The sequence below is a fragment of the Macrococcus sp. S115 genome, from assembly GCF_030067655.1.
Classification (GTDB): domain Bacteria; phylum Bacillota; class Bacilli; order Staphylococcales; family Staphylococcaceae; genus Macrococcoides; species Macrococcoides psychrotolerans.
This window is the reverse complement of record NZ_JASJES010000003.1, coordinates 175,996-202,563: the sequence shown is the minus strand read 5'-3', so window position 1 is coordinate 202,563 and position 26,568 is coordinate 175,996. Positions and strand designations below refer to the sequence as shown.

Sequence of the window (26,568 nt, the reverse complement as noted above, 5' to 3'; positions counted from 1 at the left end):
GATATGATATATGCGCGCCTCAAAAGGCTGAAAAGTAAATATGTCCTCCGACCTATCTTCTTTCTGATAGTTATAGAGTACAAGCGATTCATCTTTCATTTTAAGGGATTCATCTTTTTTCAACGTCACTTTATCATGGCTCAAATTTCCAATGATTATAAACTGATCACCTTCATACGTTCTCGTATATGCAAATACTTTAGTATCTTCAGGATAGATTAAATCAAATGTTCCATATGTTAATGTAAGATGTTTTTTCTTAAGCTGAATTAATTGCTTATAGAAATTTAAGATGGAATTTTCATCTTTCTCTTGTTTAAATACATTGATATCTTCAAAATTTGGGTTTACTTTAAGCCACGGTGTTCCTTTCGTGAACCCTGCATTTTTTGTATCATCCCACTGCATCGGAGTTCTCGTATTATCTCTCGAGATACGTCTTAGCATCTCCATCACTTCTTCTTTAGGCACACCTTTTTTGAGTTCTTGATTGTAAATATTCTTTGCGTGTACATCATCGAAATCTATAATATCTTCAAATGGATAGTTCGTCATACCTATTTCTTGCCCTTGATATATAAATGGTGTCCCTTGCTGCAAGAAATATACAACGGCATGACTTGTAGAACTTTCATACCAATATTCTTCATCATCTCCCCATGTAGATGACACCCGTTGACGATCATGATTCTCAATAAACAGTGCATTCCACCCTTTATTCTCAAGTCCTTTTTGCCAGCTATTCAGAACATCTTTATACCCTTTAATATCAAAACTCTTACCTACGTTATGATCCCATAAATTTAGATGTTCAAATTGAAAGACCATATTGAATTTGCCGTTTTCTTCACCGACCCATTCATCTGAGTCTTCAATCGTTACGCCATTGGCTTCACCCACTGTCATGATGTCATATTTATCAAATGTATTTTCTTTAAGTTCCTGCAAGTGTTCTTGAATACCTGGTTGATTCATATGTCCTTCGAAAGATTCTGCGTAGCCTAGCTTATCTGCTCCAGGCAAATCTCCCTTATCAAAACTTTTCTTAATATGACTAATCGCATCCACCCTGAATCCATCGATACCTTTGTCCAGCCACCAGTTCACCATATTACATATCGCTTGGCGCATATTTTCATTTTCCCAGTTTAAATCTGGCTGCTTTCTACTGAATACGTGCATGTAGTATTGATTCGTCGTTGCATCATATTCCCATGCCGAACCTTCAAATATACTAGCCCAGTTGTTAGGCTCTTTATCACCTTTGCCGTCTTTCCATATGTACCAGTCACGAAATTCATTATCTTTACTCTTCTTAGATTCTACAAACCAGCTATGTTCATCGCTTGTATGATTAATAACAAGATCTAGAATCAATTTCATGTCTCTTGCATGTACTTCATAAAGCAAGCGATCAAAATCTTCCATCGTCCCAAAGTCTCGCATAATCTCCTGATAATCACTAATATCGTAACCATTATCATCATTAGGAGACTCAAATATCGGACTCACCCATATGACATCGATACCTAATTCCTTTAAATAATCGAGTTTCTCCGTGATACCATTGATATCACCAATTCCATCACCATTAGAATCCTTAAAGCTTCTTGGATAGATTTGATAACAGACCGCTTCTTTCCACCATGTTCTAGTGTTCAAAATGATAACCTCCTATTGTTGTTTATAAATTTTCTGTTCTTCAACAATCATGTCATCCGCAATCTGACGAATTTCATTCATATATTTACTGATTGCTTGAAATACTGGAAATGCATTGTTAATTCCAACTTCAAGTATAGATGTAACAACCATTGAAATTGGATTAACACTTTTTATTTTAAAGGATGTTCTTAAAAGCTGCACGATTTTAGCAAATTCCATCGCTTTGTTCATCTTTTCATCCGAGCGTTGTTGTTCAAATCCATCAATAAACCCTTGAATTGTAATCCATTTTTGCGCATGTTCAATAATGTCATCTTCCTGTATTTTAAAGTGACTCATTATCGTGCGTTCCAATGATTTATAGCGGGCTTTCAAAAGGATTATTTTAAAGCTTGGCGTAAACAATTTCGGAAAGGCGGACTGAACCTTATAATTTAAATAGCTTTCTTTATATTTATCATCTTGAAATCGATCAATAAATAACGCTTCTTCAAACATAAAGATTTCGTCCAGCGCCTGTTTTAACGAATCAATACCGGTATAATCTACTACGCTTGTAAATATATAAGATTGCTTTTTATTAATTATTTCTTTCATCATCACATTAAGTTCTACATCTTTATCACGAACTAACGCATCTCTATTATCTTCACCTTGCACATCGATTAATGTATCCACTTTATTGTATATAAAAGTAATGTCTTTACCTTGCTTCGCTAAATATTTAATTATTTCTATATCTACTGCTTTTATCTTACTCGAAAATACATATAGATAATGCTTTATATTTACATTCTGAATAATTTTTTTATATTTTTTTACCGTCATAACTTCCGTTCCAACACCTGGAAAATCAACAAGATAACCATAATCATTATAAGCATAAGCTTTAGTATCAAGCGTTGCATCAGTTTGAACAGATATATATGCTTTACTCTCACAAAGCAAGTTGATAAGCGCACTTTTTCCTGCATCAGGCTGTCCAATAACTCCTATCTTATCGTTTGACCTATTTCTCACAAAAGACGTATACGCACTTATTAATGGATGCTTATCCATCATACCCACTCCACTTCATTCTTTTAATATACATTCCCTTTTGCATAATATATTATGCATCAATATAATATTTTATACTATTGAATTAATGTGGGGGCTATAGATTTTTTCTCATCAAATAAAGAAAATATGGTGCTCCTATAATGCTTACGAGAATACCCGCCGGTATACCTGCAGGAGATATGAGAAGGCGTCCCACCATATCTGCAAAACTGAGTAATATTGCACCAATCACGATTGTCACCGGGATAAAACGTTCATGTCTTGCACCAACAAGTTGTCGTGCGATGTGGGGGCTTATCAAGCCTACAAATGCGATACTTCCACATACAGATACAGCACCTGCACATAATAAGACTGAAATAATCACCGCATTACGACGTTCTACTGATAAATTAACACCAACACCTGTCGCTACATGATCATGAGTATTCAATATATTCAGTACCGTTAATTTTTGCATAATATATGGCAGACAGATTAACAATATTACCCCTAGCATGATTACAAATGACCAACTGTCTCCCCAGATTTCCCCGCCAAGCCATTTCGATATAAACTCTACATCTTCTTTATTAAAAGTTGAAGTCAGCATCATCATCGCACCGCTAAGAGCAGTAGAAAGACCGATTCCTATAAGTATCATCTTTACCGGATTAATACCTGTTTCTTTATCATAGCTTAATTTAAGCACGACACCGATTGTAATCAAAGCGCCCATCATGCTAAAAAGAGGTAACACATAGATAAAGTTGCTACTATCTACAGGTATAAATATCATCAACAGCGCAATGAAGAAGCCACTCCCTGCATTGATTCCCATTATCCCAGGGTCCGCAAGAGGATTCTTCGTAATACTTTGCAAAATGGCACCGCTTAGAGCAAGTGCGACGCCTCCCATTATCGTAATGAGTAATCTCGGCAATCGAAACTCATAAAGAATCATAGTTTCTGTTTCATCACCAGCTCCAAATAATGTGCGTAAAAAAGTATTGGGGGCCATTTTAAAGTCGCCTGTTGTCATACTGATGATAATCACAATAAACAATAATATTATAAGTGCAATCATCACGAACCACTGTCTTGTTATCTTATTTATGTTCACATCGTCCCATCCCTTCTGACAAGATATATAAAGAATGGAACACCGATAATCGAGACAATCGCTCCAATAGGTGCCTCACCTGTCTGACGTGCAATAATATCCGCCCAAACTACGAAGATGCCACCGAGTATCGTTGTAAATGGCAATAACTTTCTATAATCAATACCTACAAGCATTCTAGCAATATGGGGAACCATTAACCCTACAAAAGCAAGGGATCCGACTAAAGCAACGGCCACACCTGCAAGTATCATCGTGAGCACTGAGAATAACACTCTCGTCTTTGATGTATTTACGCCTAATCCTGCAGCCATTTCATCTCCTACACTTAAAATTGTAAGCTGTCTACTGAAGATAAATAATAGCAACAGCGTAATCAGAATCACCGGTGCTGCATAAAATATATGTTGCCACGTTGTTCCTGTTACACCTCCGCTTGACCATAATAAATTGCTTTGGTTCGTCTTAAAATATATCGAAACTCCCTGTGCAAGTGCGGTCATCAATGTACTTACCGCTGCTCCCGCTAAAATAATTTTCATCGCGTTAAATCCTCCACGCTTTGAATTTCCCAGCATAAGTACAATTGTCCCACCGATAATCGCACCTATAAATCCTGATAACATAATCATTATAAAGTTTGCACCTGGTACTATCGCAAACATAATACTGATAAATAACAATGCCCCCGCATTCAGACCGATAAGTGCTGGATCTGCAAGTGGGTTTCTCGTTATTCCTTGCATTACTGCACCACTACAAGCAAGGCTCATTCCAACAAGCATCGCTGCAACTTCACGTGGCATTCGAATTTCGCGGATGATGTTATGGACCTCACTATTATTATAATGAAACACAGCTTGAACGACTTCGTAGAGGCTATAATTTTCTGAACCTAACATAAAAGAAAGTAACAACGTAATAACTAAAAAAATCATTGATAACAAAAGCCCTGAGTAAAAATAATTTTTGAAGAGGTAAGTTCTATTCATGATTTCGAGCTACGTCTTTCATATAATGTCTGCATAATAAATCATAAGTCACAAGCATCGGTTTACCGTTACGCGGGTCATTAGATATCTCCGCATCAATATTAAATACTTTCGCCAATATATCTTTCGTCAGAACTTCTTCTGGCGTACCCTCTTTAATAATCTCACCTTCTCTCATTGCAATTAAATGATCAGAAAAGCGAATTGCCTGATTAATATCGTGAAGCACCATAACGATTGTGCATCCTTCTTCTCGATTCAATGTTTGTATAAGCTCCAGTATTTCAAGTTGATGTGAAATATCCAGATACGTTGTAGGTTCATCAAGAAAGATAATATCCGTCTTTTGTGCAAGCGCCATAGCAATCCATACGCGTTGTCTCTGCCCCCCTGACAAATCATTTACATTACGTGTTTTATAGTCCCATGTTCCAGTCACACGAAGTGCCCAGTCAATTTCCATCTTATCTTCAGCTGATAGACGTCCGAAGCCTTTTTGATATGGAAACCTGCCATAACTTACAAGTTCCTCTACACTTAGACCGTCCGATACATCGGGTGACTGAGGAAGTACTGCAATTTTCTTAGCCACGTCTTTTGTTGATTGCTCGTGAATATTTTTTCCATCAAGTATAATTTCACCTGTCTTCACCGATAATATACGCGACAAACCTTTAAGTAATGTAGATTTACCACATCCATTCGGACCAATGATTGATGTAATCTTATGATCTGGAATGGAAATGTCCAATGATTTGACGATGTCTTTGTCTCCATAGCTGATTGTTACTTTATTCCCTTGTAATCTGCTCATGATACCCAACTTTCTCTCTTATCATTAATTGATAATGATTATCAATATTGATATTTTAATGTATAATATTTATTATAGCAAGATTGAGCAGAAAGGAACTGAGAATATGAAAGATGTAACAATCATCGGCGGAGGCCCAGCCGGATTATATGCAAGTTTCTATGCAGGATTAAGAGGTCTAGATATCCGAATAATTGAATACAATGATAAGCTTGGAGGCAAACTCAATCTCTATCCAGAAAAGATTGTATGGGATATCGGGGCTACAACACCTAAACCCGCAGCACTACTGATGAAAGATTTAGTAACTCAAGGTAAAACCTTTCGTCCAGAAGTGCATCTCAACGAAAAGGTAATCAATATAAAAAAACACCATAGCCATTCATTCGAAGTTATCACTAATAAGCACTCTTATTTTTCTCGCAGTGTGATTATTGCAATCGGTTCAGGTATTATTAATCCGATAAAATTAGATATTCAAGATGCGGAAAGGTTTGAAATCAATAATCTTCATTACGTCGTCCCTTCCCTTACAAGATTTAAAGATAAGGATATCTTGATATCTGGCGGCGGAAATACTGCAATTGACTGGGCGAGAGACATAGCACCATATGCTAATAGTGTTCACATCATTTGTCGCAAAGAAGATTTCAAAGGTCATGAAGAAATGGTCAATCAATTAGATCAGTTAGGCGTCATTAAGCTCAACAACCAATGGATACATTCTTTTAATGCTCAAGATGACTATATCACTTCTGCAGTCATCAAAAAACAAGATGATACTGTTTATACTTTAGCTGTAGATGAAGTCATTATCAATCATGGTTTTCACATGGATTCCGAACTCCTTGATAAGAGTGATATCAATCTTCATCGTGCAGATAATTTTTATATTGCAGGTAATGCAGATGGCAGTACAAATATCGATGGTATTTATGCTATCGGTGATATATTGAAACACGATGCAAAAGTGAATTTAATCGCAGGTTGTTTTCACGATGCTGCAATAGCAGTCAACAAAATTAAATCATATATCGATCCCTCTGCTGAACAGTATGGTGTCGTTTCAAGCCACAATCCTTTATTTGAAGAAGAAAATAAAAATATCAGAGATGCATTCATTCATTCCGATACATCCTTAGGCTAAGAAATATCTCTTCTGTCAAAATAGCATCATAAGCACAGGAAAACCCGACCGATAAGTGTTATTAACACATCAGTCGGGTTTTGTATTTAGAGCATCAGTCTTCTGTCATAAATCCGTTACCAAGTACGTCACGTACATCATGTACGACTACAAATGCCTGCTCATCAATTTTTTTGATCATACGTTTTGTACGTGTTAACTGCAGCTTATTGATCACACAATAAAGTACATCTGTTTCTCTTTTAGAATAATAACCACGGCCATTCAAAATCGTAACACCTCGCCCGATATCTTCATCCAGCATCTTCGCTATCGGATCTGGGTTCTGAGAGATGATTGTAATGGCTTTCTTAGGGTTCAATCCTTCAATCATTACGTCCATCGCCTTTGTACCGATATATAAGCTAAGTACTGTGAGTAGTGCACGTTCTACCGGAATAACAGTAAGTGATAATGCCACTACAATTAAATCAAAGAACAGTAACGCATAAGAAGTGTTTACATCAAGATATTTATGTGCGATTCTCGCTAAAATTGTCGTTCCTGCCGTCGTACCACCAACGAGAACAATCATCCCGATACCTACACCAATTAGGAATCCTCCAAAGATCGTACTTACTAATACTTCATTTAGATGAAGCTGCAAAGGTTCTGTAAGCTTTAAAAATACAGAAAGCGAAATAATAGAAATAATCGTTAAAATCATCGAACGCTTAGATAAAAATTTAAATCCCACAATAAGCAAGACTACATTCATAATTAACGTGGTAATTGCGGGTGACCAACCAAACTTGTAAAGGAAAATCAATGACATCCCAGTTACGCCGCCTTCACCCAAATTTGCAGGAATAATAAATACATTCACTGCGAGAGAGAAAATTAATGAACCTAATATAACGAAGAAAATCGATTTTGCTGAGATTTTCATGTATACCCTCCTTTTTGTCATAATCATCGTTAATAAGCTTAACGAAAATTTAATTCACTTTCAACAGTGATACTATAATTCTCTACTTATAAAACCCCAGACAGTCATAGAAGGAGAAATTTCCTCATACCGTCCAGGGTTTACCCTTTGCAATCAATTAATTATCGTTTAATTTATTTAGCTGAAAAATGGTGTTTGAATCGCTTTTAAAGTTTCTACCGATTTTGCAAACTTTTCTTTTTCTTCCGTATTTAATGGTGTTTCTAATACTTCTCTGATACCATTTCTGTTAATAATTGCAGGAACGCCGATATATACATCGTCGTGGCCATACTCACCATTTAATTTCGCAGATACTGTCAGTACAACATTTTCATTATTTAAGATTGCTTTAGAAATACGCATTAAGCCCATTGCAACTCCGTAATAAGTGGCACCTTTGGCTTTAATAATTTCGTATGCCGCATCACGCGTATTAACAAATATTTCTTCGATTAGTTTTTGTTTTTCAGGGTTTTCATTCAAAATGTCATAAAGTGAATTACCTGCAATATTTGTACCGCTCCATACCGCTAATTCCGAATCCCCATGCTCTCCAATAATATAACCGTGGACACTGTTAGGAGAAACATTAAACTCTTGACTTAATAAATGTCTAAAACGCGCAGTGTCTAGTATTGTACCAGATCCTATAACTTGATTTTCAGGTAATCCAGAGAATTTTTGAACAGCATAAGTTAATACATCTACTGGGTTCGTTGCAATTAAGAAGATACCATCAAACCCACTTTTCATAATCTCATCGACAATTGATTTAAAGATTTTCATATTCTTACCAACTAAATCTAGTCTTGTTTCTCCAGGTTTTTGTGCTGCTCCTGCACAAATAACTATTAAAGATGCATCATGACAATCTTCATACGTACCATATTTAACTTGCATTGGACTCGGTGCATAAACGACACCATGATTTAAATCCATTGCATCACCTTTAGCTTTATCTTCATTAAGATCGATGATAACAAATTCATCACAAGCACCTTGGTTTAACATCGCAAATGCATAACTAGATCCTACTGCACCATTACCTACAAGAACTACTTTATTGCCTTTAAATTTTTCCATCTTTATCTCTCCTTTAATAATAATTGATTAGAGTACTAAACTAAGTGCGAATGTCCAAATACAAACAAATACAAGTAATGCAATACTATATTTCAGTGTCATACTTAATAACTTCGATTCTTGACCAACTTCACCAACAGCTGCAGTAGCAATCGCTATAGATTGAGGAGAAATCAGCTTCGCCATAACACCACCTGCAGTATTTGCTGCAACAAGCAGTGCTGGATTTGTACCAATCGTATGACCTGCTGTTGCCTGGATAGAAGCAAATAGAACATTGTTATTTACAACAGAGCCTGTCATAAATACCCCAATCCAACCAAGTACAGGTGAAAGTAGCGGGAATATTGACCCTGTTTTGGCAATGGCCTGACCCATCGCTACAGTTAAACCACCATAAGTTGTTAACTTCGCAATCGCTAAAATTGCACAAATTGTGATAACTGGTATCCATAGTTCTTTAATTGTCAAACCGAGTAATTCAAATGCTTTACCAAAATTGATTTTAGGTGAAGTGATGATTGTAATCAGAACTGCAAGTAAGATTGCTGTCCCTGTCGCTCCAATTAGATCAAGTTTCAGCATTACACCTTTTTGCAATGTTTCATTGAACGTTCCTGGCATTTGTAACGTTAGAATCGATTTCTGTAATATGCCACCTTCTGCAAACAGTGCTTTAAATGCAGGTAAGCTCCATAAAAGTACTAGTCCTGTCAAGAAGATGAACGGGCTCCAGGCTGAGATAATCTCCTTAATTGGATGATGTACTGTTTCAACTTGATCATCTGATAATCGGAATATATTCTTCGGCTGCCATTTGTTACAGAATACCGCCAATGCTGCCATTGCAAGTAAAGACGGAATAATATCTGCGAGTTCAGGTCCCATAAAGAGTGTAATCAATACTTGTGTAACTGCATAAGTTAAACCAGAAACTAAAATTGCTGGTAAAGTTTCTTTAATTCCTTTCATACCATTTAATACAAATACAAGTACAAATGGAATAACAATATTAATTATAGGTAGTGTATACACGGTCATCTGTGACACATCCATTGCCGTAACGCCACCTTTTAAGCCTAATGTATTTACAATTCCTACTGGGATGCCGATTGCTCCAAAAGCTCCAGAAGCGGCATTAGCAATCAAACAGAACATCGCAGCTTGAAGTGGCTTAAATCCAAGTTGTACAAGTAACACGGCACAAATTGCGATTGGTACTCCAAACCCAGCTGCACCTTCCAGAAAAGCATTAAAACAAAATCCTATCAGCAATAACTGAATGCGCTGGTCAGGTGAAATTCCTGAAATAGAATCTTGGATGACCTTAAACTTACCACTTTCTACTGAAACCTTATACAGCCATACTGCCATAATAATGATGTAACCAATCGGGAACAATCCTTGTACAACACCTTCAGTTACACCACCTACAGCAACTGCTCCTGGTAATTTGAAAACGAATAAAGCAATAATTGCTGTAACTACAAGCGTAATCAGTGCTGCATTTATCCCCTTCATTTTAAAGACGGTTAAACATAATAAAAACAAAATAATCGGTACTGCTGCAACGATAGCTGATATTGCTAAGTTACCAAATGGATCAAACGAACTGACAAACATAAGACATTCTCCTCTTCTTTTAATATAAAATAATCATAATATCATGAAATAAACTGTTGCATTTTATTTAAATATTTCTTAGCACAGCTTTATAATACTACCTGTATAGAGGGATTGCAATACTTTTGTGATTATTTTCACAAATAATACAGAGAAAGCGATTTCAATTAGAGCAGAAGCTTTACTTTATATATTTACGATAATTAGATCCTTAAACATAAAGAAACAAATAAAAAAAGGACTGAGACTTAATGTCTCAGTCCTAAATTTTCTTACCAAGTAAATAATCCAACAAACGCTGCAGATAATAACGATACTAGAATACCTGATAATAACATCATCGGTACATATTTACTTACAAAATCAGAAGTTTTTTCGTTCACAATTCCCTTTAACGTCCCAATAATCATACCAATAGTTGAGAAGTTAGCAAATGAAATCAAGAATGTTACGAGTACTGCTGTCATATGCGGCGAGAAGGATTTCAGTTGATCTTTAACTCCCAGCATAACAACAAATTCATTAGTGATAACCTTTGTTGCCATATGACCACCAACAACTTTCGCTTCTGCCCAAGGTAAGCCTAAAAGCATGGCAAATGGTGCCATTATCCATCCTAAGATAATACTTAATGTTAAATTACCCGGGAATAGTCCTAATAACATGTCAATAAAATGTGCCAATGAGACAAATGCGATTAAAAATGCAATAATAATTAAGATTAACTTTCCTGCACCAAGTACTGAATCTCCTAAGAATGAGAAGAATGGCTGACGTGTCTCAGCTTTAATTTCAACAACATAGTCTTCTTCAGGTGTTAACTTAACAGGATTTAAGATTGTTGCGATAATAATAGCATTGATAATATTTAATGGAATTGCGGTTAATACCAATTCCCCAGGCATCATAGAAATATATGCACCAACGATAGATCCAGAGATACAGCTCATAGACATTAATGCAATAGTAAGGACACGCGCTTCGTTCATTTGCTTTACTTGCGCATTCGATACCGCTAATGCTTCTGTATTTCCTAAAACCATCATTTCAATAGAATAAAACGACTCAAATTTCGGTTGTCCTGTAACCTTACCGATTACCCAGCCCATCCATTTAATGATAAATGGTAATACTCCGATATACATTAAAATATCAAACAGAGGAACTACGAAAAGAATAGGTAGTAAAGCTGAAACAGCCATATCCATCTTGCCAGGACCAGGTGCCGTGAAGCTTGCAAAGGGCATTCCGATACCATAATATGCAGCTTGCAACATCCAACTAAAAGCATCCGCTACTTTTTGAACGCCGATTCTCCCGTATGGGAATTGTGTAAAGAACCAAGCCAAAAATAAATTAAGCACTAACATAATTACGACTGATTTCCAGTCGATGTTCTTTCTATCGCGAGAAAACAAGAATGCAACAAGAATAAAAACTAAGATACCAATAATGTTCAATATTAAATAAGTATTCATCTTTTCCACCTTTAATTAAATTTTACATTCATGATTATACCACGGTTTTTTTGTTTTAAGTACACTTTTTTCCAATAAAAAACGAACATTTGTTCATTAATATAAGCTATTTAATCTAAAAATCGAATATTGAGGCGTTTTGCCTAGTGATAGTACCAGTAATATTTGTTTTTTTATTTTTATAATATAAAATTTATAGTCTTCACTAATTATGATAGAATAAATCTATAATTTTATTAAACAGATTGAGGTCAAAGAATGAAAGTTTTAAATCGTGTCTTCTCATTTTCAATATGTTTTTTATTTTTGTTTTCATATAAGGCACTTGCTAAAGAACCCTATGAAATTGCGAATGATGCTGGAAATTATATTGATGCATCATATAACCCTAAAGGTACCATAGTAATAGCACAAAAAAATGGTCAAGTACTCTATTCAGATGATGCAGATACAAAATGGCCCCTTGCTTCCATGTCCAAATTGATGACATTATATCTATTAATGCAAGAAATGGATAAGGGTGAGATCACTTACAGTACTAAAGTTAAAGTAACGGATAAATTTTATAATATTTCAAAGTTACCCGCATTAAGTAATAACAAACTGAGATTAAATGCAGTTTATACCGTTGATGAACTTATGCCAATCATGCTGACAAATTCAAGTAACGCAGCTACATATATGTTATCCAGTCTCGTAACAGAAAATGATTCTGAATTCATTGATATGATGAATCAAGAAGCTAAAAGACTCGGTATGAACAGTACGAAGTTCTATAATCCTGTAGGTGCACCTAATAACTTGCTGAATGAATATAAAGCAAAGAAATATCCGCAAAATGAAGATAATATATCGAGTGCTAAAGATTATGCGATACTATGCCAGCACCTCGTGAGTGAATATCCAGAAATACTGAAATATACGAAGAGCGTCAATGTTACTGTAAAAAAAGGTACCATCGATGAAGAAACATTTCATACATACAATCATTCATTAGAAGGTGCTAAACTTGGATATAAAGGAGTTGACGGTCTTAAAACAGGTTCGAGTGATACGGCCGGCTTCAATACCGCGATAACAGGGAAGAAAAATGATATGCGTATCATACAAGTAATGATGGGCGTCGAAAGCTGGTACGATCCACCAGCAGAATTTAATAGAAATATTATGGCAAATGCAATAATGGACAAAGTATATAACGAATATGCATATAAGAAAGTACTCGCTAAAGGCGTACATACAATTAACGGTCAAGAATTATATGTGCACTCAGACTTATATGACATTGTTAAGAACGATACAAAAGGATCATTCCAGTTTAAGGATGGCAAACTTTCTTATCGCTACAAACGTGCATTTGTCTCAAATGAATACCATGCTCCAACTGTTAAAGCTGAGGATAACAAGAAGTATGAACAACGTCTATTCTTCCAGGAAAATATGTGGTGGATTGTTTTAGTAAGTACTGTATCCATTATTACTGGACTATTGTTACTGTTGTATTATTACAAGCCACATCTCTTTAGAAATTTATGGGATGAGTAATAGGACACTGTCAACTTAAATAAGAAAGCATTATAATCCGTATCTAAAAGATGCATCTCAAGTATGATGAGATGCATCTTTTTTCATGATATTCTTTTGAAAAGGGAGATTTATAATGAGGCAGCTCTAAGTATAATAAAAAGAGGTTTCTTTTATTTGTCGTATATTGCATTAAATTTCAATATTTTTCACCCAAATAGCTCTAATACTTTGCGCAAGAACGGTACATGTAATAATGATAACGATAAATGGAATAATCGAACTTTCCCCCATCACACCAACTAGGGGTGATAGTATACCACCAATTAAGAACTGCATTAGTCCCAATATTGCCGATGCACTGCCAGCACCCTGATTCTGTACTTGCATTGCGATAGAAAATCCAGTCGTTCCTATCATACTAACCGGCGTAATCATCAAGAAGAATGCAGCACATAGCATCCATACCGGAAGATGGAGCACCAACACTATTACTGTAAGTATCATGCCAACGAACTGAATATTTTGTCCTAACTTCAATATCTTCAGTTCATCCATTTTATTTACAAGTTTAGCGGTTAACTGACTGAATACAATTAAGCCTATGCCATTCAATGCAAATAGATAACTAAATTGCTGTGCATTCATATCATATATTTTCTGGGTAATAAATGGAGACCCAGAAATATAGCTGAACAATACACCATATGTTAGTGATTGGAGCATCAACATCGTCACAAATGCTTTATTTGTCAGCAATAGTTTAAAGTCTTTCCAAATTGATTTCAATGCGCCTTCATTTCTGTTATATTTCGGTAAGCTCTCCTCTAAAGTAAGTGCTAAGAGTACCATCAATACACCATAAATTGCTAAAATATAAAAAACAGTATGCCATGTAGATATGCTCAATATAACGCCGCCAAGTACGGGAGCAAGAACAGGTGCAAGTCCATTAACAAGCATCAGCACTGCTAAAAACTTCGTTAAATCTTTCCCTTTATATAGATCACTTGATATCGCTCGTGACAGTACAGCTCCTGCACCACCACAAAATCCTTGAATAAATCTAAAGAAAATAAGCCATTCTATCGTAGCTGCATGCGCAGCAAAGTAAGAAAATAAAGCATATCCAATAAGTGCGATAAACAACGGTTTCTTTCTCCCTGTAACATCACTGATGGGTCCTACTATAATCTGACCTACTGCTAAACCTATCATACATGCAGTCAGACTGAGCTGAGCATAGGAAGCGCTTGTGCTAAGATCATCTGCTACACGTGGTAAAGCAGGCAAATACATATCTAATGATAATGGTCCAAAAGCTGCTAGTAATCCTAATGTTAATATGAGTATGAGCTTATTATCTTTCTTCATATACTTCCTCCAATGTTTAATATAAATTACTATACTAGATTTCCTACAGTAAGCATATGATTTGTTTAATCATCCATAAAAAGGGTAAATATAGATATAACCAATCTATTGAAAGAAGGTATATTATGACGAATGTAATCAATGAATTACACACAGATTTATATATAAATGGAGAATGGGTAACAACCCAGGACAAGAAAGATGTCATAAATCCGGCAACTGGTGAAACAATCGCACAAATCGCACAAGCTAACGAAGCACAAGTAGAAGAAGCGATTCAAACAGCTCATGAAGCTTTCTCTGGCTGGAAAGCACTTGAACTTAAAGAACGTGTTACTTATCTGCATAAAATTGCTGACTTATTAGAAGAAAATGTAGATCGTCTTGCTGAAATTATGACGTTAGAACAAGGAAAACCTTTGAAAGAATCTAAATTAGAAGTACTTTCAGGAGCTGAAAGCTTTAGATGGAATGCCGAAGAGTCACGTCGTCTCTACGGTGAGCTTATCCCTGCACCAAACAATCATAAATATGAAATTATTTATGAACCAATTGGAGTCGTTGCGGCGATTACACCATGGAATTTCCCATCTGGTATGATTACACGTAAAATTGCACCAGCACTTGCAGCAGGAAATACAATTGTTCTTAAACCTTCAGGAGATACTCCTTTATCAGCGCTCGCGATATTTGAATTATTCGAACAAGCAGAGCTTCCTAAAGGTGTAGCAAATATTGTTACGGGCAGTTCTAAAGAAATCGGTCAGGCATTTACTGATTCTGATAAAGTAAATAAGATTACTTTTACCGGTTCTACACCTATTGGTAAAGCATTATACGAGCAGTCAGGCCAGACTTTAAAGAAAATGTCTCTTGAGCTTGGAGGCCATGCTCCATTTATCGTTCATGAAGATGCTGATATCGAGGCAGCTGTAAAAGGTCTAATAGCTGCAAAATTCCGTAATAATGGACAAGTTTGTATTGCACCTAACCGAATATTTGTTCATAGTTCTATTAAAGATAAATTTATGGATAAGCTTGTTCCTGAAGTGGAAGCACTTAAAGTTGGCAATGGCTTAAATGAGGAAAGTGATATCGGGCCATTAATTCGTGAAGATGCTATTGATAAAATCAAGCAGCAGATCGTGAATGCTACAGATAAAGGGGCAACACTTGTCACAGGTGGTCATAGACTTACTGAGGGTGAGTATTCAAACGGTTTCTTTATACAACCTACTATATTAGATCATGTTAATAAAACAATGGATATTTTCTATGAAGAGACTTTTGGACCTGTAATTCCTATCATTACATTCGATACGATCGAAGAGGCTCTCGCTATGGCTAATGATACAGAGTATGGTCTTGCAAGCTATGCATATGCAAGTGATAGTTCTATTATTCAGCAAATTTCTAGAACTCTAGAATATGGTATGGTCGGAATTAATGAAGTTGCAATCTCAAATCCAGAAACGCCATTCGGTGGTGTAAAACATTCAGGATTTGGTCGAGAGAATTCTCATCTCGGTATTAAAGAGTATGTAACAGCAAAATTTGTAAATACACAATTTCTATAAAAAAAAGATGGCTTCTATGCCATCTTTTTTTATTTACAAAAGCTCTGTATTCTTTTATACTTATATAGTTAGTTAGGCTAACTATATAAAAGAGGTGGTGACTTCCTATGACAAGAGCACTACAGCAAATGCAATTATTTGATCACATCCTTGCTCTAAGGAAAGCATATGTTGATCATATGAACAAATCGTTAATTCAGTTCGGTCTGTCCTCCGCTCAATGGCTTGTCCTAAAAATTATTGTGCTCAAACAATCTACGACACTAGTAGAAATCGCTAAGCTACGTAATATAGAAAAGCCCACAGCAACAAAAATAATTCAGTTTCTTATTCAATACGAATTTATTGAGAGTACAGTTGGACAAGATAAGAGGTCCAGATTACTTACCCCTACCGCTAAAGGACACACAACTTATGAAGAGGTCATGATAATGATAGAGACTGTTCAAACCAATTATTTAAAGAATATCGATTCTGACACATTACTCATTATTAACGAGGCACTCTCGTCAATTGAAATCACTGAAGAATAGAAAGGATTTGTTATATTGGAAGAAAAATTATGGACTAAACCATTTATCATGGTTTCTTTGATCAATTTTATATTAATGTTATCAATGTTTTTATTACTTGTTACAATCGGTGGATACGCAGTTGACGAGTATCATGTCTCTACGAGTACTGCCGGCCTCGTATCTGGAATCTTTATTGTCGGGAGCTTATTCGGAAGATTCTGGGCTGGGAAAAATATTGACATTTTAGGTCAAAAGAAAGTGCTCGTAATTGGCGTACTCATATTTACGATTACAACTGCCCTCTACTTCGCATCGTTCAACTTACCATTACTTCTTGCAATACGTTTTTTAAATGGGATGGGCAATGGCATTGCCTCTACAGCTACAGGGACCATTGCTGCATTTATCACGCCAATAAAGCGCCGTGGCGAAGGTATCAGTTACTTTAGTATGAGTACAGTGATGGCAACTGCTATTGGACCGTTTTTGGGATTATCATTACTTCAGGTTATTTCCTTTAGACAACTCTTTATTTTCTGTTTAGTCCTTGCAGTTATCGGACTATTAATGGTGCCTCAAGTTAAAGTGAACCACGAAGTAAAATCTATGAACTCACATGCGCCGAAAGGCTTCCATGTTTCAGATTATATCGATCGTAATGCAATCCCTATTTCAATTGTTGTTCTTATTTGCTGTACAGCATATTCAAGTGTACTCAGCTTTATTTCATTTTTCACAAAAGAGAACAATTTGATTACTGCAGGAAGTTTCTTCTTCCTTACTTATGCACTAGTTGTACTGATATCCCGTCCAATCACAGGTAAACTTATGGATAGAAAGGGTACGAATATCGTGATGTATCCATCACTCATCTCCTTTTTCCTTGGATTATTGTGTTTAAGTATCACGCATGCTTCCTGGACTTTAATATTAAGCGCTGCATTGCTAGGATTTGGATACGGCAACTTTCAGTCTATTGCACAAGCAACAGCAGTTAAAGTTACAGATCATGAAAAGATGGGTCTTGCAACGAGTACATACTTTATCTTTTTAGACTTTGCGCTTGGATTCGGCCCTTATATATTAGGACTATTTATCCCGATGCTTGGGTTGCATGGCTTGTATCGTTACATGAGCATCCTAGTAATTATCGGAATGGTTGCATATTATATGCTGCATGGCAGGAAGGCACATCTTTATTCTTAAGTTTTTTCATATCTCTTTACTCTAGTTGCAAATTACTGCACAATATAATTTAGGATTAAATTTATGGATGTGAACAATTTGAATATATTTTTAACGGGTGCAACCGGTTTTGTCGGAGCACAACTAATCAATAAGCTGCTACAGAATAATAATCATCATTTGTATATTCTATATCGTGATGAAGCACGTAAGAATAAATTAATTACTAAGGAAAATGAAAGTCGCCTCCACTTTGTTCAAGGTGATATCACCTCGCCTAATTGTGGTCTTGACAAGGATGTTATAAAGCTTCTTCCAGAAATGGATTACTTTTATCATCTTGCAGCATTAGTGAAATTTGATGAAGAACTGCGCAACGATCTATTTAATATCAATTATCATGGAACATTACACGCACTTAACTTGGCAAAGGATTTAAATACAAAGCATTTCTTATACGTATCGACAGCATATACTGTCGGCACAAACGAGTATGCTAAGGAAATACTACATCCAATTGGTACACCAGTAAATAACCCATATGAAGAGAGTAAGATTAAAGCTGAACACGCAGTCGCTGAAAGCGGATTGACATATTCAATTTTACGACCTGCGATTATTATCGGAGATTCTGTGACTGGTGAAGCGGACTCTAAGTTCACGCTTTATGGCTTTATGAAAGCTTTGAAAGTATTTAAACGTAAGATGGACCGTAAAGGATTAATTGGCAAACAGCCATTTCGCTTATTCGCAGATGATAATTGTACATCGAACTTAGTTCCAGTTGATTATGTCGTTAAGGTACTGGCGCATGCTATCTTACATGCACAGCATGAAACAATTTATCACATAACGAATAATAATCCCCCAGAAAATTTAAAGGTGCTTGCAATGATTAAAAATCATTTAGAATTTGACACATTGACTGTCGCACCAACATCAGCACGTTCTACAATGAATGCTGAGGAAGCTGTGCTTAATGGCTTCATCCATGTATTTGAACCATATTTCAAGAAATCTATCGTATTTGAAGAAAATAATACAAAAATGTTGTTAAGCGAAGTAAATGAAACGACACTACAACTTACAGACGAGAATCTAGATTACATTATCGAAGTTTTCTTCAAATAAAAACAAGAATGGAATTAGTTTCCATTCTTGTTTTTTAAATTGTTCTTTTCTTTGCATAATTACGATAATAATCTTTAAATGTGATAAATACCTTTCTTTTCTCATCGTAAAGTTTATATTTAATTGTCTCCAGACTTTGTTTAAATGTGATTGTCGTTGCATACTGCAGTGGTTTAACTTCTTCGTGTGCAGTTTCGAGATAGTAATTTGGAATTCTCGGACTTAAATGATGCACATGGTGGAACCCAATGTTCCCTGTTAACCACTGCAATAATTTTGGTAATTTGTAATACGAACTCCCTTCAACTGCAGCTTTAACATAATCCCACTCTGAATTCTCTTCGAAGTACGATTCTTCAAATGTATGCTGAATATAGAACATCCATATACCAAGCATTGACCCGATAAACATAATCGGTAGAAATACCGCTGCAAAGAATGCAAATCCAAAGTACCAGATAATAGATCCGTACACGACCAAGATTGCAATATTATGAAAATACGTATTTAATTTTTCTTTCTGCTTAGCACCTTTACTATTAATTCTGTTTGTAACGAACAATAAATATATCGGCCCTAAAACAAACATAACAAATGGATTACGGTACATACGATAACCACGTTGCTTCCACTTACTTGCCGCTTCATATTCATCAATGGTCATCATCCATATATCCCCGATCCCCTTCTTATCAAGGTTGCCGCTTGTTGCATGATGAATATTGTGTTCTCTGCGCCATTGCTGATACGGAAACATCGTCAAAAATCCAGTAAAATTTCCCATTGCATCATTCCACTTCTTATTCTTAAAGAACGAACCATGACAACAGTCATGAAATATAATAAACGTTCGAACCAGGAAGAATGCTGCCACAATACTCACAGCTACTGATATCCATGGAGAAACACTGTAACTTAACATACTTATCGCTACAAGTACTAAATAAGGAACCAGTGTATTTAGCACCTGGACTAAACTTATTTGTAGTGCTGATCTTTCATAAGGCTTAACCATCTTTCTTAACATTAACTTTTTGTCTCTTTCCATAAGTCACCTCTAAATAAAATAATAATGAAACCACGATACCGAAAAGGATTGTCAGTTAATATTATTACCTAGTACTAATTTTATTACTACTCTATTATAACGTTTATTTTGAATAATAAAAGTAAAAAATAGCATATCATCGATTTTTTCGATGATATGCTATATTAAAATTGTTATATGAATATATATATACTTACACATAGTTTATATCTAATAAAATTATTATATTAAAATAATAATTTTAGCCACCGATATAATTCATATTTATTTTCTTTTTCTTTCTTTGCCTCACAGTTTCGGCAGTACGTTCATCAGAATAACGATCCTGACGCACAGACCATAGTGCAATAAGCTTGTCCTTCAACTCCTGATCTGTCGCACTACTTCTAATAAATGCTTTCAAGTCATAACCATCTGTTGCAAATAAACAACCAAATATCTTACCATCTGAACTTAAGCGTGTTCTTGTACACGTTGAACAAAATGATTCTGACACGCTTGTAATAAATCCGAGTTTTGCGCCATTATCATGAACATAATATTTCGCAACTTCACCAAAGTATTTCGGTGGTTCATGCTTAATATTAAAATGCTCTGAAATATGCGTTATCATTTCCTGTTTCGTAATTACTTTATCAAAATTCCAGCCATTGTCATTACCAACATCCATAAATTCAATAAAGCGCAATGTTATTTTTTTATCTTTGAAATACTTGACCATCGGAATCATCTGATGGTCATTCATACCTTTTTGTATCACCATGTTCACTTTAACTTGTAAACCAATAGCTACAGCGTGATCAATTTGTTCTAATATTTGATCCGCACTGATACCACGTCCATTTACCGCTTCAAATGTTTCATCAAGCGCGTCTAAACTGACATTTATGCGACGTAATCCAGCATCGTATAATGCTTGTCCGTGCTTTTTCAGCAACAAACCATTCGTCGTTAAACCGATATCTTCTATACCTTCTATCGCATGGATCTCGCGTATTAAGTCCGGTAAATCTCTACGCAATAGCGGCTCCCCACCTGTAATCCTTACTTTCTTGACACCGAGCTGTGCATATACTTTTGCAATACGCGTCAACTCTTCAAAGGACAGTAATTCATCTTTCGGCAGAAAAACATAGTCATCACCAAATATTTCTTTCGGCATGCAATAGGTACAACGAAAGTTACAGCGATCTGTTACAGAAATACGCAGATCTCTAATCGGGCGTCCTAATTTATCTGTTATTTGTTTCATTTGTCACCCTCCTTACGTTCTGTAAATCAGTCTTTGTATTAATATTAGCATACCATTCGCTTTCGTCGCTTACTTCTGAAACAGGAACAAACTGTGCCTCAACCGTCAATTGTTTTAATGCATAACGCTTTTGTTTCATACTCTCTTGTATAACAGGTAGTAACGAACGATGATAAATCGCAATTGTGCGATGTACTTGTAAGTCATCCTTATAACACAGCGCATTTACACTTCGTGTATTAAAACAACTAATAAGATAGTCTATTGCTTCTGTTGTTATAAACGGTGTATCAACAGAGACGACGAAGTAACTTTCTGAAATACACGTTTCCATTACAGTGTATATGCCTGACATCGGGCCACAATCCGCTTCGATATCCGTTACTACGTGCATATCGAGTTGCTTCTCTTTAATTTCCTCTTCAAAGTATGAAGTCCTCTGTTTATTCGTGCTCAGAACAATGCACGATACGGTACTTTCTTTAAACGCTTCATATACATGCTCGTAAAATGGCTTACCATCGATTTTGTGAAGGGCTTTATTGCTACCAAAGCGTGTAGAAGCACCTCCTGCTAATATAACACCGATCATTTAGCCACCACTAACAGGTGGAATTAATGCGACAACATCATCATTATGAATTACATCTTCGTCGCGTACAAACTCTTCATTAACAGCGATTTGAAATTGCTCATCACGTATTACCGGATACGTTTCATATAAATGATTTCTAAACTGACTTGCTTTAACAGGCTCAGCAAACGAAAACTGATCTTCTATGCGATCCAGTTTTGCTTTAATATGTGCAAAATATAATACTTTCATCATATCACCCCTTATAATTCGGATGGTAACCTCTTTGGCCACCAATCCACTGTTCTCCGTCTTCCCATATTTCTTTTTTCCATATCGGAACAATCTCTTTAATGCGTTCAATCGCATATTCATTTGCTGCATAACTATCTTTGCGATGTGGACTCGATACACAAATCACCACTGCTATCTCTGATACTTCAAGATTACCGATACGGTGAGCAATACTTACTATCGTCTCCGGCCATTTCACGTTTATTTCCTGACCGATCTGTTCTAATTTTTTCTCTGCCATCGGAATGTATGCTTCATATTCCAGATACTCTGTTTTAACACCTTGTGTCCATTCTCTTACGATACCGGTAAACACACATACTGCACCTTGATGTGGCGTTACCGTCATCTTTCTATAATGTTCAACATCAATCGGCATCGTTACGACCTCAAATTGTTTCACGTGTATCACCTACCCAACTTTGTATGAATTCCTTTATCACTTGTTCACTATCAACGGATGTATCTACCATCAGTTTAATATTTTGTAACTGAGATAACATCTCTTTATCTTCAGCATTGTTGTAAAGCACAATTTTATCGTAATGTGCCTGCTTATAACCTTCTACTAGCACAATATCCTTACACGTTACTTCTTCATCGATAATAGTCTGGAGTTCAATCGATTCATTCTTTCTTAGCTTATGAATATACGCATATCCCTGGACGATGCTTTCATCTGCTCCGTTCTCTATATATGTTATATGATCACGAGTTCTTGGAATATCTATTTCCTGTCCACCAATTTCACCGTGATGTTTAATAACAGACACTTCATAATCGAGTGTTTTCAATTGCTTAATAATACGATTCATCGTTGTTGTTTTTCCAGACTTTTTAAATCCAACGACTTGCAATACTTTTACCATGATGAATCCTCACAAGAAAGTTCTGTTAACAGGACATCTACAGTGTCACCTTGTTTAAACCCTCTCGTTCCCCCAGGTAAAACAATCATGCTATTGCTTTTTGCGATGGCGATCACTGCATTACTCTTATTAAATCCACTCGGCGCTACCGTCATATTACGGTAATCTAAATCCGCTCTTATAAATCTTGTAAATGGATTTGCTTTCGTGAAGTCTTCTGCAAGCGTTGCTTTAACCACAGTCGGATATACTTCGCTCTGACCCATCATTTTACGCAGTACAGGCTTCGTATATAGCTCAAACCCCGTGTAACAAGCGCTCGGGTTACCCGATAATCCAAAAAGAAATTTGTCATGACTTACCGCTACAGTTGTTACACTGCCTGGTCGCATCGCAACTTTGTTGAATAACACTTCTGCTGAAAGTTTGTTATATATTTCAGGCATGAAATCGAAGTCACCGACACTCACACCACCCGTAGTAATTACGATGTCATGTGCATCCAGGGCATCACGCACTACTTCGTATAGCGCATCGAAGTCGTCACCATGAACACGATAGTCTTTCACTTTAATACCCATCGCTTTACAAAGTGATGCAATCATCGGTCCATTTGAATTTCTAATTTTCCCTGGTGCAAGTGATTCATTCATTTCTACAAGTTCTGATCCAGTAGCAATTAGTGCAACAGTCGGCTTATGGTAAACGTTCACGTACTCATACGAGAAGGTCGCCAATACTGCGATTACACCTGCAGTAATTTGCGTTCCTTTCGGAATAACAACTTCACCTTGCTTACATTCTTCACCCTGCCTTGAAATATTTTCACCAGGTGTAAATGGTTTTCTAAGCGTAAAACCCTTTTCTATGAGCGACGTTTGTTCAAGCATAACGACAGCATCTGCACCCTCTGGAATTGGCGCACCAGTCATGATACGTACTGCTTCGTTGTCTTTTAGTTGTGCGTCACTTACATGTCCGGCACCGATATAATCGATAACTTTAAATGCCTTACGCGCATCACCACTTGCACCTTCTGACGCTTCACTTACAATCGCAAAGCCGTCATATGGCGACTTATCAAACATCGGTATATCATATGTTGCAATAATATCTTCAGCTAATGTATAGCCTAAACTATCGGTGTAATACTTATTCGTTACTATTTTATATTTAGCATGCTGTAAACATTTATCTATCGCTTCTGTAACTGGAATGGGTGTACGTTTTTCAAGCATCGTTATCCTACTTTCTCTAAATGTAGTATGATAGTTATAGTATACAAAAAGGAAGTGAAATGATGAACAATTTAACACACTTTAATGAACAAGGACGCGCTAAGATGGTAGATGTATCAGATAAACCTACCTCAACACGCACTGCTGTTGCTAAAACTTCGATTAAAGTAAACGCAGTCATTTATGAGCAAATCATCAACCACAAGAATAAAAAGGGCGATGTGCTTGGCGTGGCACAGGTGGCAGGTATTATGGCTGCAAAGAACACCGCACAAATTATCCCGATGTGTCACCCACTAAATTTAAGTGGTATCGATATTGCCTTTGAATGGGATACGATTGACGGTTATGAAATATTAATCACTTGCACCGTTAAAACGACCGGACAAACAGGTGTTGAAATGGAAGCTTTAACGGGTGCAAGCGCGACGGCACTTACAATATATGATATGACCAAAGCAGTTGATAAAGGTATGATTATCGGTCCAACTTATCTCGAACATAAATCTGGTGGCAAAAACGGCGATTTTAACCGTTAATTACTTATTAAGCTCATGCACAATGTGATGAATCTCTTGTGTAATGAGCTTTTTCATTGCGAGATTTACAGCACCAACTGATCCTGGTATCGAGAAAATTACGGTATTATCTTTCGTACCACATAACGCACGTGAGAGCATCGCTCGTGTACCTACATCTTCTGTATAGCTTAAATAACGAAATATTTCACCGAAACCTTCCAGTTCTTTATCGATAACAGACTTCACTACTTCAATCGTAACATCACGTTTTGCAATACCTGTTCCACCTGTCGTAATAATGACATCCACTTTATCATGCAGTAATTTCATAATGCTCGCTCGAATATCAGCCTGGTCGTCTTTAGCGATCAAGTAATGTTCACGTGAAACATCGATTTCAATACTTTTTAAATGTTCAACAATTGCCTTTCCGCCCTTATCCGTAGCATAATCTCTCGTATCACTTACTGTAATGACACCTACATTTAATTGTTTACGCACATCATTTGAATGTTCCATACTAATCGCTCCTAACCAAATAGTTGATGATAAACTGTCTTGCCTTCCGCCATCGATTGAACTTCATGAATAAGCATACGACCACCTCTAAACCGTACAATCGGATAGCCGTTAAAGTTAAACCGAATAAAATAAGGTGTTTCCTGGACGGTAATAGACAATGATTCTAAATGTTTTAACAATTCTTCATCACTAAACTGTGTGGTAATTTGAACAGTATCTCTCCCGCATAACATCGTTTCATGTGTACGTTTATGCAGTTCTGGATATGTTGCTTGTCCTCCGCACGTCATACACTCATCATCATACATACGAGAAAATTTAAGGGCTGTATGATCCATCTGCCATACATCACCAAACACTAATTTCGCATCAAACGGTGTCCCTGTTAATAACTTTAACGCATACGCCATCTGAAAGCTCGTTGCCATACTTACTGCAGGTTCTATAACACCTACTGTATCACAGGTTCTATTCATGATTGGTAACATACCCATCACACAATTAAAACACGGTGTTTCACCTGGAATGAACGGACATGCCACATAAGTCGACTCTACACACGCACCATAAATCCATGGGATATTATATTTATAAGCGAAATCGTTAATTAACAATCGCGTTTCAAAGTTATCTGTTGCATCTAATATACAATCACATTGCAAAAACGCCGCTTCTAGAAGCGGCGCATCAAGATGATCGATGTAAGTTTCGATTTGTATATCACTTCGGATTGCTTTTAATTCTCTTTCACAAGCAATCACTTTAGGTGTCGAATCAACTGCATCTTGTTCCTTAAATAGTGATTGTCGTTGTAAATTAGAAAGCTCAACATAGTCGCGATCAACAATCACAATTTTATTTACACCGCACCTCGCCATGGATTCTGCAAGATGTGTACCAAGTGCACCGCACCCTACAATCCCGACAGTCTTTTGAGATAATCTCTCCTGACCCTCCTGGCCGATACCACAAAATTTTATTTGTCTGTCATACCGCATATGTCATCCC

At 36.3% G+C, this 26,568-nt stretch carries 26 protein-coding genes; 7 read left to right on the top strand and 19 right to left on the bottom strand.

The window, feature by feature from the left end:
- The 5 genes from QNJ52_RS06100 to QNJ52_RS06080 form a co-directional block, all read right to left on the bottom strand.
- Window positions 1-1,662: glycoside hydrolase family 13 protein (locus tag QNJ52_RS06100; RefSeq protein WP_283722113.1), on the bottom strand; the 1,662-nt coding region annotated here is incomplete at its 3' end.
- A 12-nt stretch (window positions 1,663-1,674) separates the two neighbouring features.
- Complete coding sequence (locus QNJ52_RS06095) at window positions 1,675-2,724, bottom strand: GTPase domain-containing protein (RefSeq protein WP_283722112.1); 1,050 nt, start codon at window positions 2,722-2,724, stop codon at window positions 1,675-1,677.
- Between the two features lie 97 nt (window positions 2,725-2,821).
- Window positions 2,822-3,829 carry a FecCD family ABC transporter permease gene (locus QNJ52_RS06090; RefSeq protein WP_241427468.1) on the bottom strand — a complete coding sequence of 336 codons (1,008 nt, stop codon included), beginning with the start codon at window positions 3,827-3,829 and terminating at the stop codon, window positions 2,822-2,824.
- On the bottom strand, window positions 3,826-4,821 hold the full coding sequence (locus tag QNJ52_RS06085; protein ID WP_219493620.1) for a FecCD family ABC transporter permease: 996 nt from the start codon (window positions 4,819-4,821) through the stop codon (window positions 3,826-3,828). Before QNJ52_RS06085 ends, QNJ52_RS06090 begins: the two co-directional genes overlap by 4 nt.
- Window positions 4,814-5,635 (bottom strand): ABC transporter ATP-binding protein, encoded by an 822-nt coding sequence (locus QNJ52_RS06080; RefSeq protein WP_283722111.1) that lies wholly within the window; start codon window positions 5,633-5,635, stop codon window positions 4,814-4,816. The genes QNJ52_RS06085 and QNJ52_RS06080 overlap by 8 nt, the downstream gene beginning before the upstream one ends.
- Window positions 5,636-5,741: 106 nt before the next feature.
- Here QNJ52_RS06080 and QNJ52_RS06075 point away from each other — a divergent pair, with 106 nt between their 5' ends.
- On the top strand, window positions 5,742-6,782 hold the full coding sequence (locus QNJ52_RS06075) for an NAD(P)/FAD-dependent oxidoreductase (protein ID WP_283722116.1): 1,041 nt from the start codon (window positions 5,742-5,744) through the stop codon (window positions 6,780-6,782).
- Window positions 6,783-6,876: 94 nt separating this feature from the next.
- Here QNJ52_RS06075 and QNJ52_RS06070 read toward each other — a convergent pair whose 3' ends face one another.
- From QNJ52_RS06070 to QNJ52_RS06055, 4 genes are all read right to left on the bottom strand, one after another.
- Complete coding sequence (locus QNJ52_RS06070; RefSeq protein WP_012656075.1) at window positions 6,877-7,710, bottom strand: YitT family protein; 834 nt, start codon at window positions 7,708-7,710, stop codon at window positions 6,877-6,879.
- A 177-nt stretch (window positions 7,711-7,887) separates the two neighbouring features.
- The gene (locus tag QNJ52_RS06065; RefSeq protein ID WP_012656074.1) at window positions 7,888-8,835 is read right to left on the bottom strand and encodes an L-lactate dehydrogenase; all 948 of its coding nucleotides are present in this window, start codon (window positions 8,833-8,835) and stop codon (window positions 7,888-7,890) included.
- 27 nt (window positions 8,836-8,862) lie between these two features.
- Window positions 8,863-10,458, bottom strand: a complete 1,596-nt coding sequence (locus QNJ52_RS06060) for an L-lactate permease (protein ID WP_283722110.1) — start codon at window positions 10,456-10,458, stop codon at window positions 8,863-8,865.
- A gap of 272 nt (window positions 10,459-10,730) precedes the next feature.
- Window positions 10,731-11,936: a NupC/NupG family nucleoside CNT transporter gene (locus tag QNJ52_RS06055; RefSeq protein ID WP_283721358.1), complete on the bottom strand. Its 1,206-nt coding sequence runs from the start codon at window positions 11,934-11,936 to the stop codon at window positions 10,731-10,733.
- Between the two features lie 258 nt (window positions 11,937-12,194).
- Here QNJ52_RS06055 and QNJ52_RS06050 point away from each other — a divergent pair, with 258 nt between their 5' ends.
- The gene (locus tag QNJ52_RS06050) at window positions 12,195-13,481 is read left to right on the top strand and encodes a D-alanyl-D-alanine carboxypeptidase (RefSeq protein ID WP_283722109.1); all 1,287 of its coding nucleotides are present in this window, start codon (window positions 12,195-12,197) and stop codon (window positions 13,479-13,481) included.
- Between the two features lie 171 nt (window positions 13,482-13,652).
- On the opposite strand, the gene QNJ52_RS06045 is transcribed toward QNJ52_RS06050, so the two are convergent.
- Window positions 13,653-14,834 carry a putative multidrug effflux MFS transporter TcaB gene (locus tag QNJ52_RS06045; RefSeq protein WP_283722108.1) on the bottom strand — a complete coding sequence of 394 codons (1,182 nt, stop codon included), beginning with the start codon at window positions 14,832-14,834 and terminating at the stop codon, window positions 13,653-13,655.
- A 125-nt stretch (window positions 14,835-14,959) separates the two neighbouring features.
- Here QNJ52_RS06045 and QNJ52_RS06040 point away from each other — a divergent pair, with 125 nt between their 5' ends.
- The 4 genes from QNJ52_RS06040 to QNJ52_RS06025 all read left to right on the top strand — a co-directional run bounded on the left by QNJ52_RS06040 (window position 14,960) and on the right by QNJ52_RS06025 (window position 19,242).
- Window positions 14,960-16,411, top strand: a complete 1,452-nt coding sequence (locus QNJ52_RS06040) for an NAD-dependent succinate-semialdehyde dehydrogenase (RefSeq protein WP_283722106.1) — start codon at window positions 14,960-14,962, stop codon at window positions 16,409-16,411.
- 107 nt (window positions 16,412-16,518) lie between these two features.
- Window positions 16,519-16,944: a MarR family winged helix-turn-helix transcriptional regulator gene (locus QNJ52_RS06035; RefSeq protein WP_219493611.1), complete on the top strand. Its 426-nt coding sequence runs from the start codon at window positions 16,519-16,521 to the stop codon at window positions 16,942-16,944.
- 15 nt (window positions 16,945-16,959) lie between these two features.
- The gene (locus tag QNJ52_RS06030; RefSeq protein ID WP_241427467.1) at window positions 16,960-18,132 is read left to right on the top strand and encodes an MFS transporter; all 1,173 of its coding nucleotides are present in this window, start codon (window positions 16,960-16,962) and stop codon (window positions 18,130-18,132) included.
- A 69-nt stretch (window positions 18,133-18,201) separates the two neighbouring features.
- Window positions 18,202-19,242 carry an SDR family oxidoreductase gene (locus QNJ52_RS06025; protein WP_241427503.1) on the top strand — a complete coding sequence of 347 codons (1,041 nt, stop codon included), beginning with the start codon at window positions 18,202-18,204 and terminating at the stop codon, window positions 19,240-19,242.
- A gap of 34 nt (window positions 19,243-19,276) precedes the next feature.
- Here QNJ52_RS06025 and desA read toward each other — a convergent pair whose 3' ends face one another.
- The 7 genes from desA to QNJ52_RS05990 form a co-directional block, all read right to left on the bottom strand.
- Entirely contained in the window at window positions 19,277-20,290 is a 1,014-nt protein-coding gene (gene desA, locus QNJ52_RS06020; RefSeq protein ID WP_283722105.1) for a Delta(5) desaturase DesA, read from the bottom strand.
- A gap of 241 nt (window positions 20,291-20,531) precedes the next feature.
- The gene (moaA, locus tag QNJ52_RS06015) at window positions 20,532-21,542 is read right to left on the bottom strand and encodes a GTP 3',8-cyclase MoaA (protein ID WP_283722104.1); all 1,011 of its coding nucleotides are present in this window, start codon (window positions 21,540-21,542) and stop codon (window positions 20,532-20,534) included.
- On the bottom strand, window positions 21,523-22,134 hold the full coding sequence (gene mobA / locus QNJ52_RS06010; RefSeq protein WP_283722103.1) for a molybdenum cofactor guanylyltransferase MobA: 612 nt from the start codon (window positions 22,132-22,134) through the stop codon (window positions 21,523-21,525). Before mobA ends, moaA begins: the two co-directional genes overlap by 20 nt.
- A complete protein-coding gene (locus tag QNJ52_RS06005; protein ID WP_283722102.1) occupies window positions 22,135-22,368 on the bottom strand; it encodes a MoaD/ThiS family protein in 234 nt (77 codons plus the stop codon).
- 4 nt (window positions 22,369-22,372) lie between these two features.
- Complete coding sequence (locus QNJ52_RS06000; RefSeq protein ID WP_219493604.1) at window positions 22,373-22,813, bottom strand: molybdenum cofactor biosynthesis protein MoaE; 441 nt, start codon at window positions 22,811-22,813, stop codon at window positions 22,373-22,375.
- Window positions 22,800-23,279, bottom strand: coding sequence for a molybdopterin-guanine dinucleotide biosynthesis protein B (mobB, locus tag QNJ52_RS05995; RefSeq protein ID WP_283722101.1), 480 nt, complete (start codon window positions 23,277-23,279; stop codon window positions 22,800-22,802). Before mobB ends, QNJ52_RS06000 begins: the two co-directional genes overlap by 14 nt.
- The gene (locus tag QNJ52_RS05990) at window positions 23,273-24,517 is read right to left on the bottom strand and encodes a molybdopterin molybdotransferase MoeA (RefSeq protein WP_283722100.1); all 1,245 of its coding nucleotides are present in this window, start codon (window positions 24,515-24,517) and stop codon (window positions 23,273-23,275) included. Before QNJ52_RS05990 ends, mobB begins: the two co-directional genes overlap by 7 nt.
- A gap of 62 nt (window positions 24,518-24,579) precedes the next feature.
- Here QNJ52_RS05990 and moaC point away from each other — a divergent pair, with 62 nt between their 5' ends.
- Window positions 24,580-25,056, top strand: a complete 477-nt coding sequence (moaC, locus tag QNJ52_RS05985) for a cyclic pyranopterin monophosphate synthase MoaC (protein ID WP_219493601.1) — start codon at window positions 24,580-24,582, stop codon at window positions 25,054-25,056.
- Here the strand turns inward: moaC and QNJ52_RS05980 are convergent, their stop codons facing one another.
- Together QNJ52_RS05980 and QNJ52_RS05975 are read right to left on the bottom strand one after the other, a co-directional pair.
- Window positions 25,057-25,557: a MogA/MoaB family molybdenum cofactor biosynthesis protein gene (locus QNJ52_RS05980; protein WP_219493600.1), complete on the bottom strand. Its 501-nt coding sequence runs from the start codon at window positions 25,555-25,557 to the stop codon at window positions 25,057-25,059.
- A gap of 11 nt (window positions 25,558-25,568) precedes the next feature.
- Window positions 25,569-26,558, bottom strand: a complete 990-nt coding sequence (locus QNJ52_RS05975) for a ThiF family adenylyltransferase (protein WP_283722099.1) — start codon at window positions 26,556-26,558, stop codon at window positions 25,569-25,571.
- Window positions 26,559-26,568 lie beyond the last annotated feature (10 nt).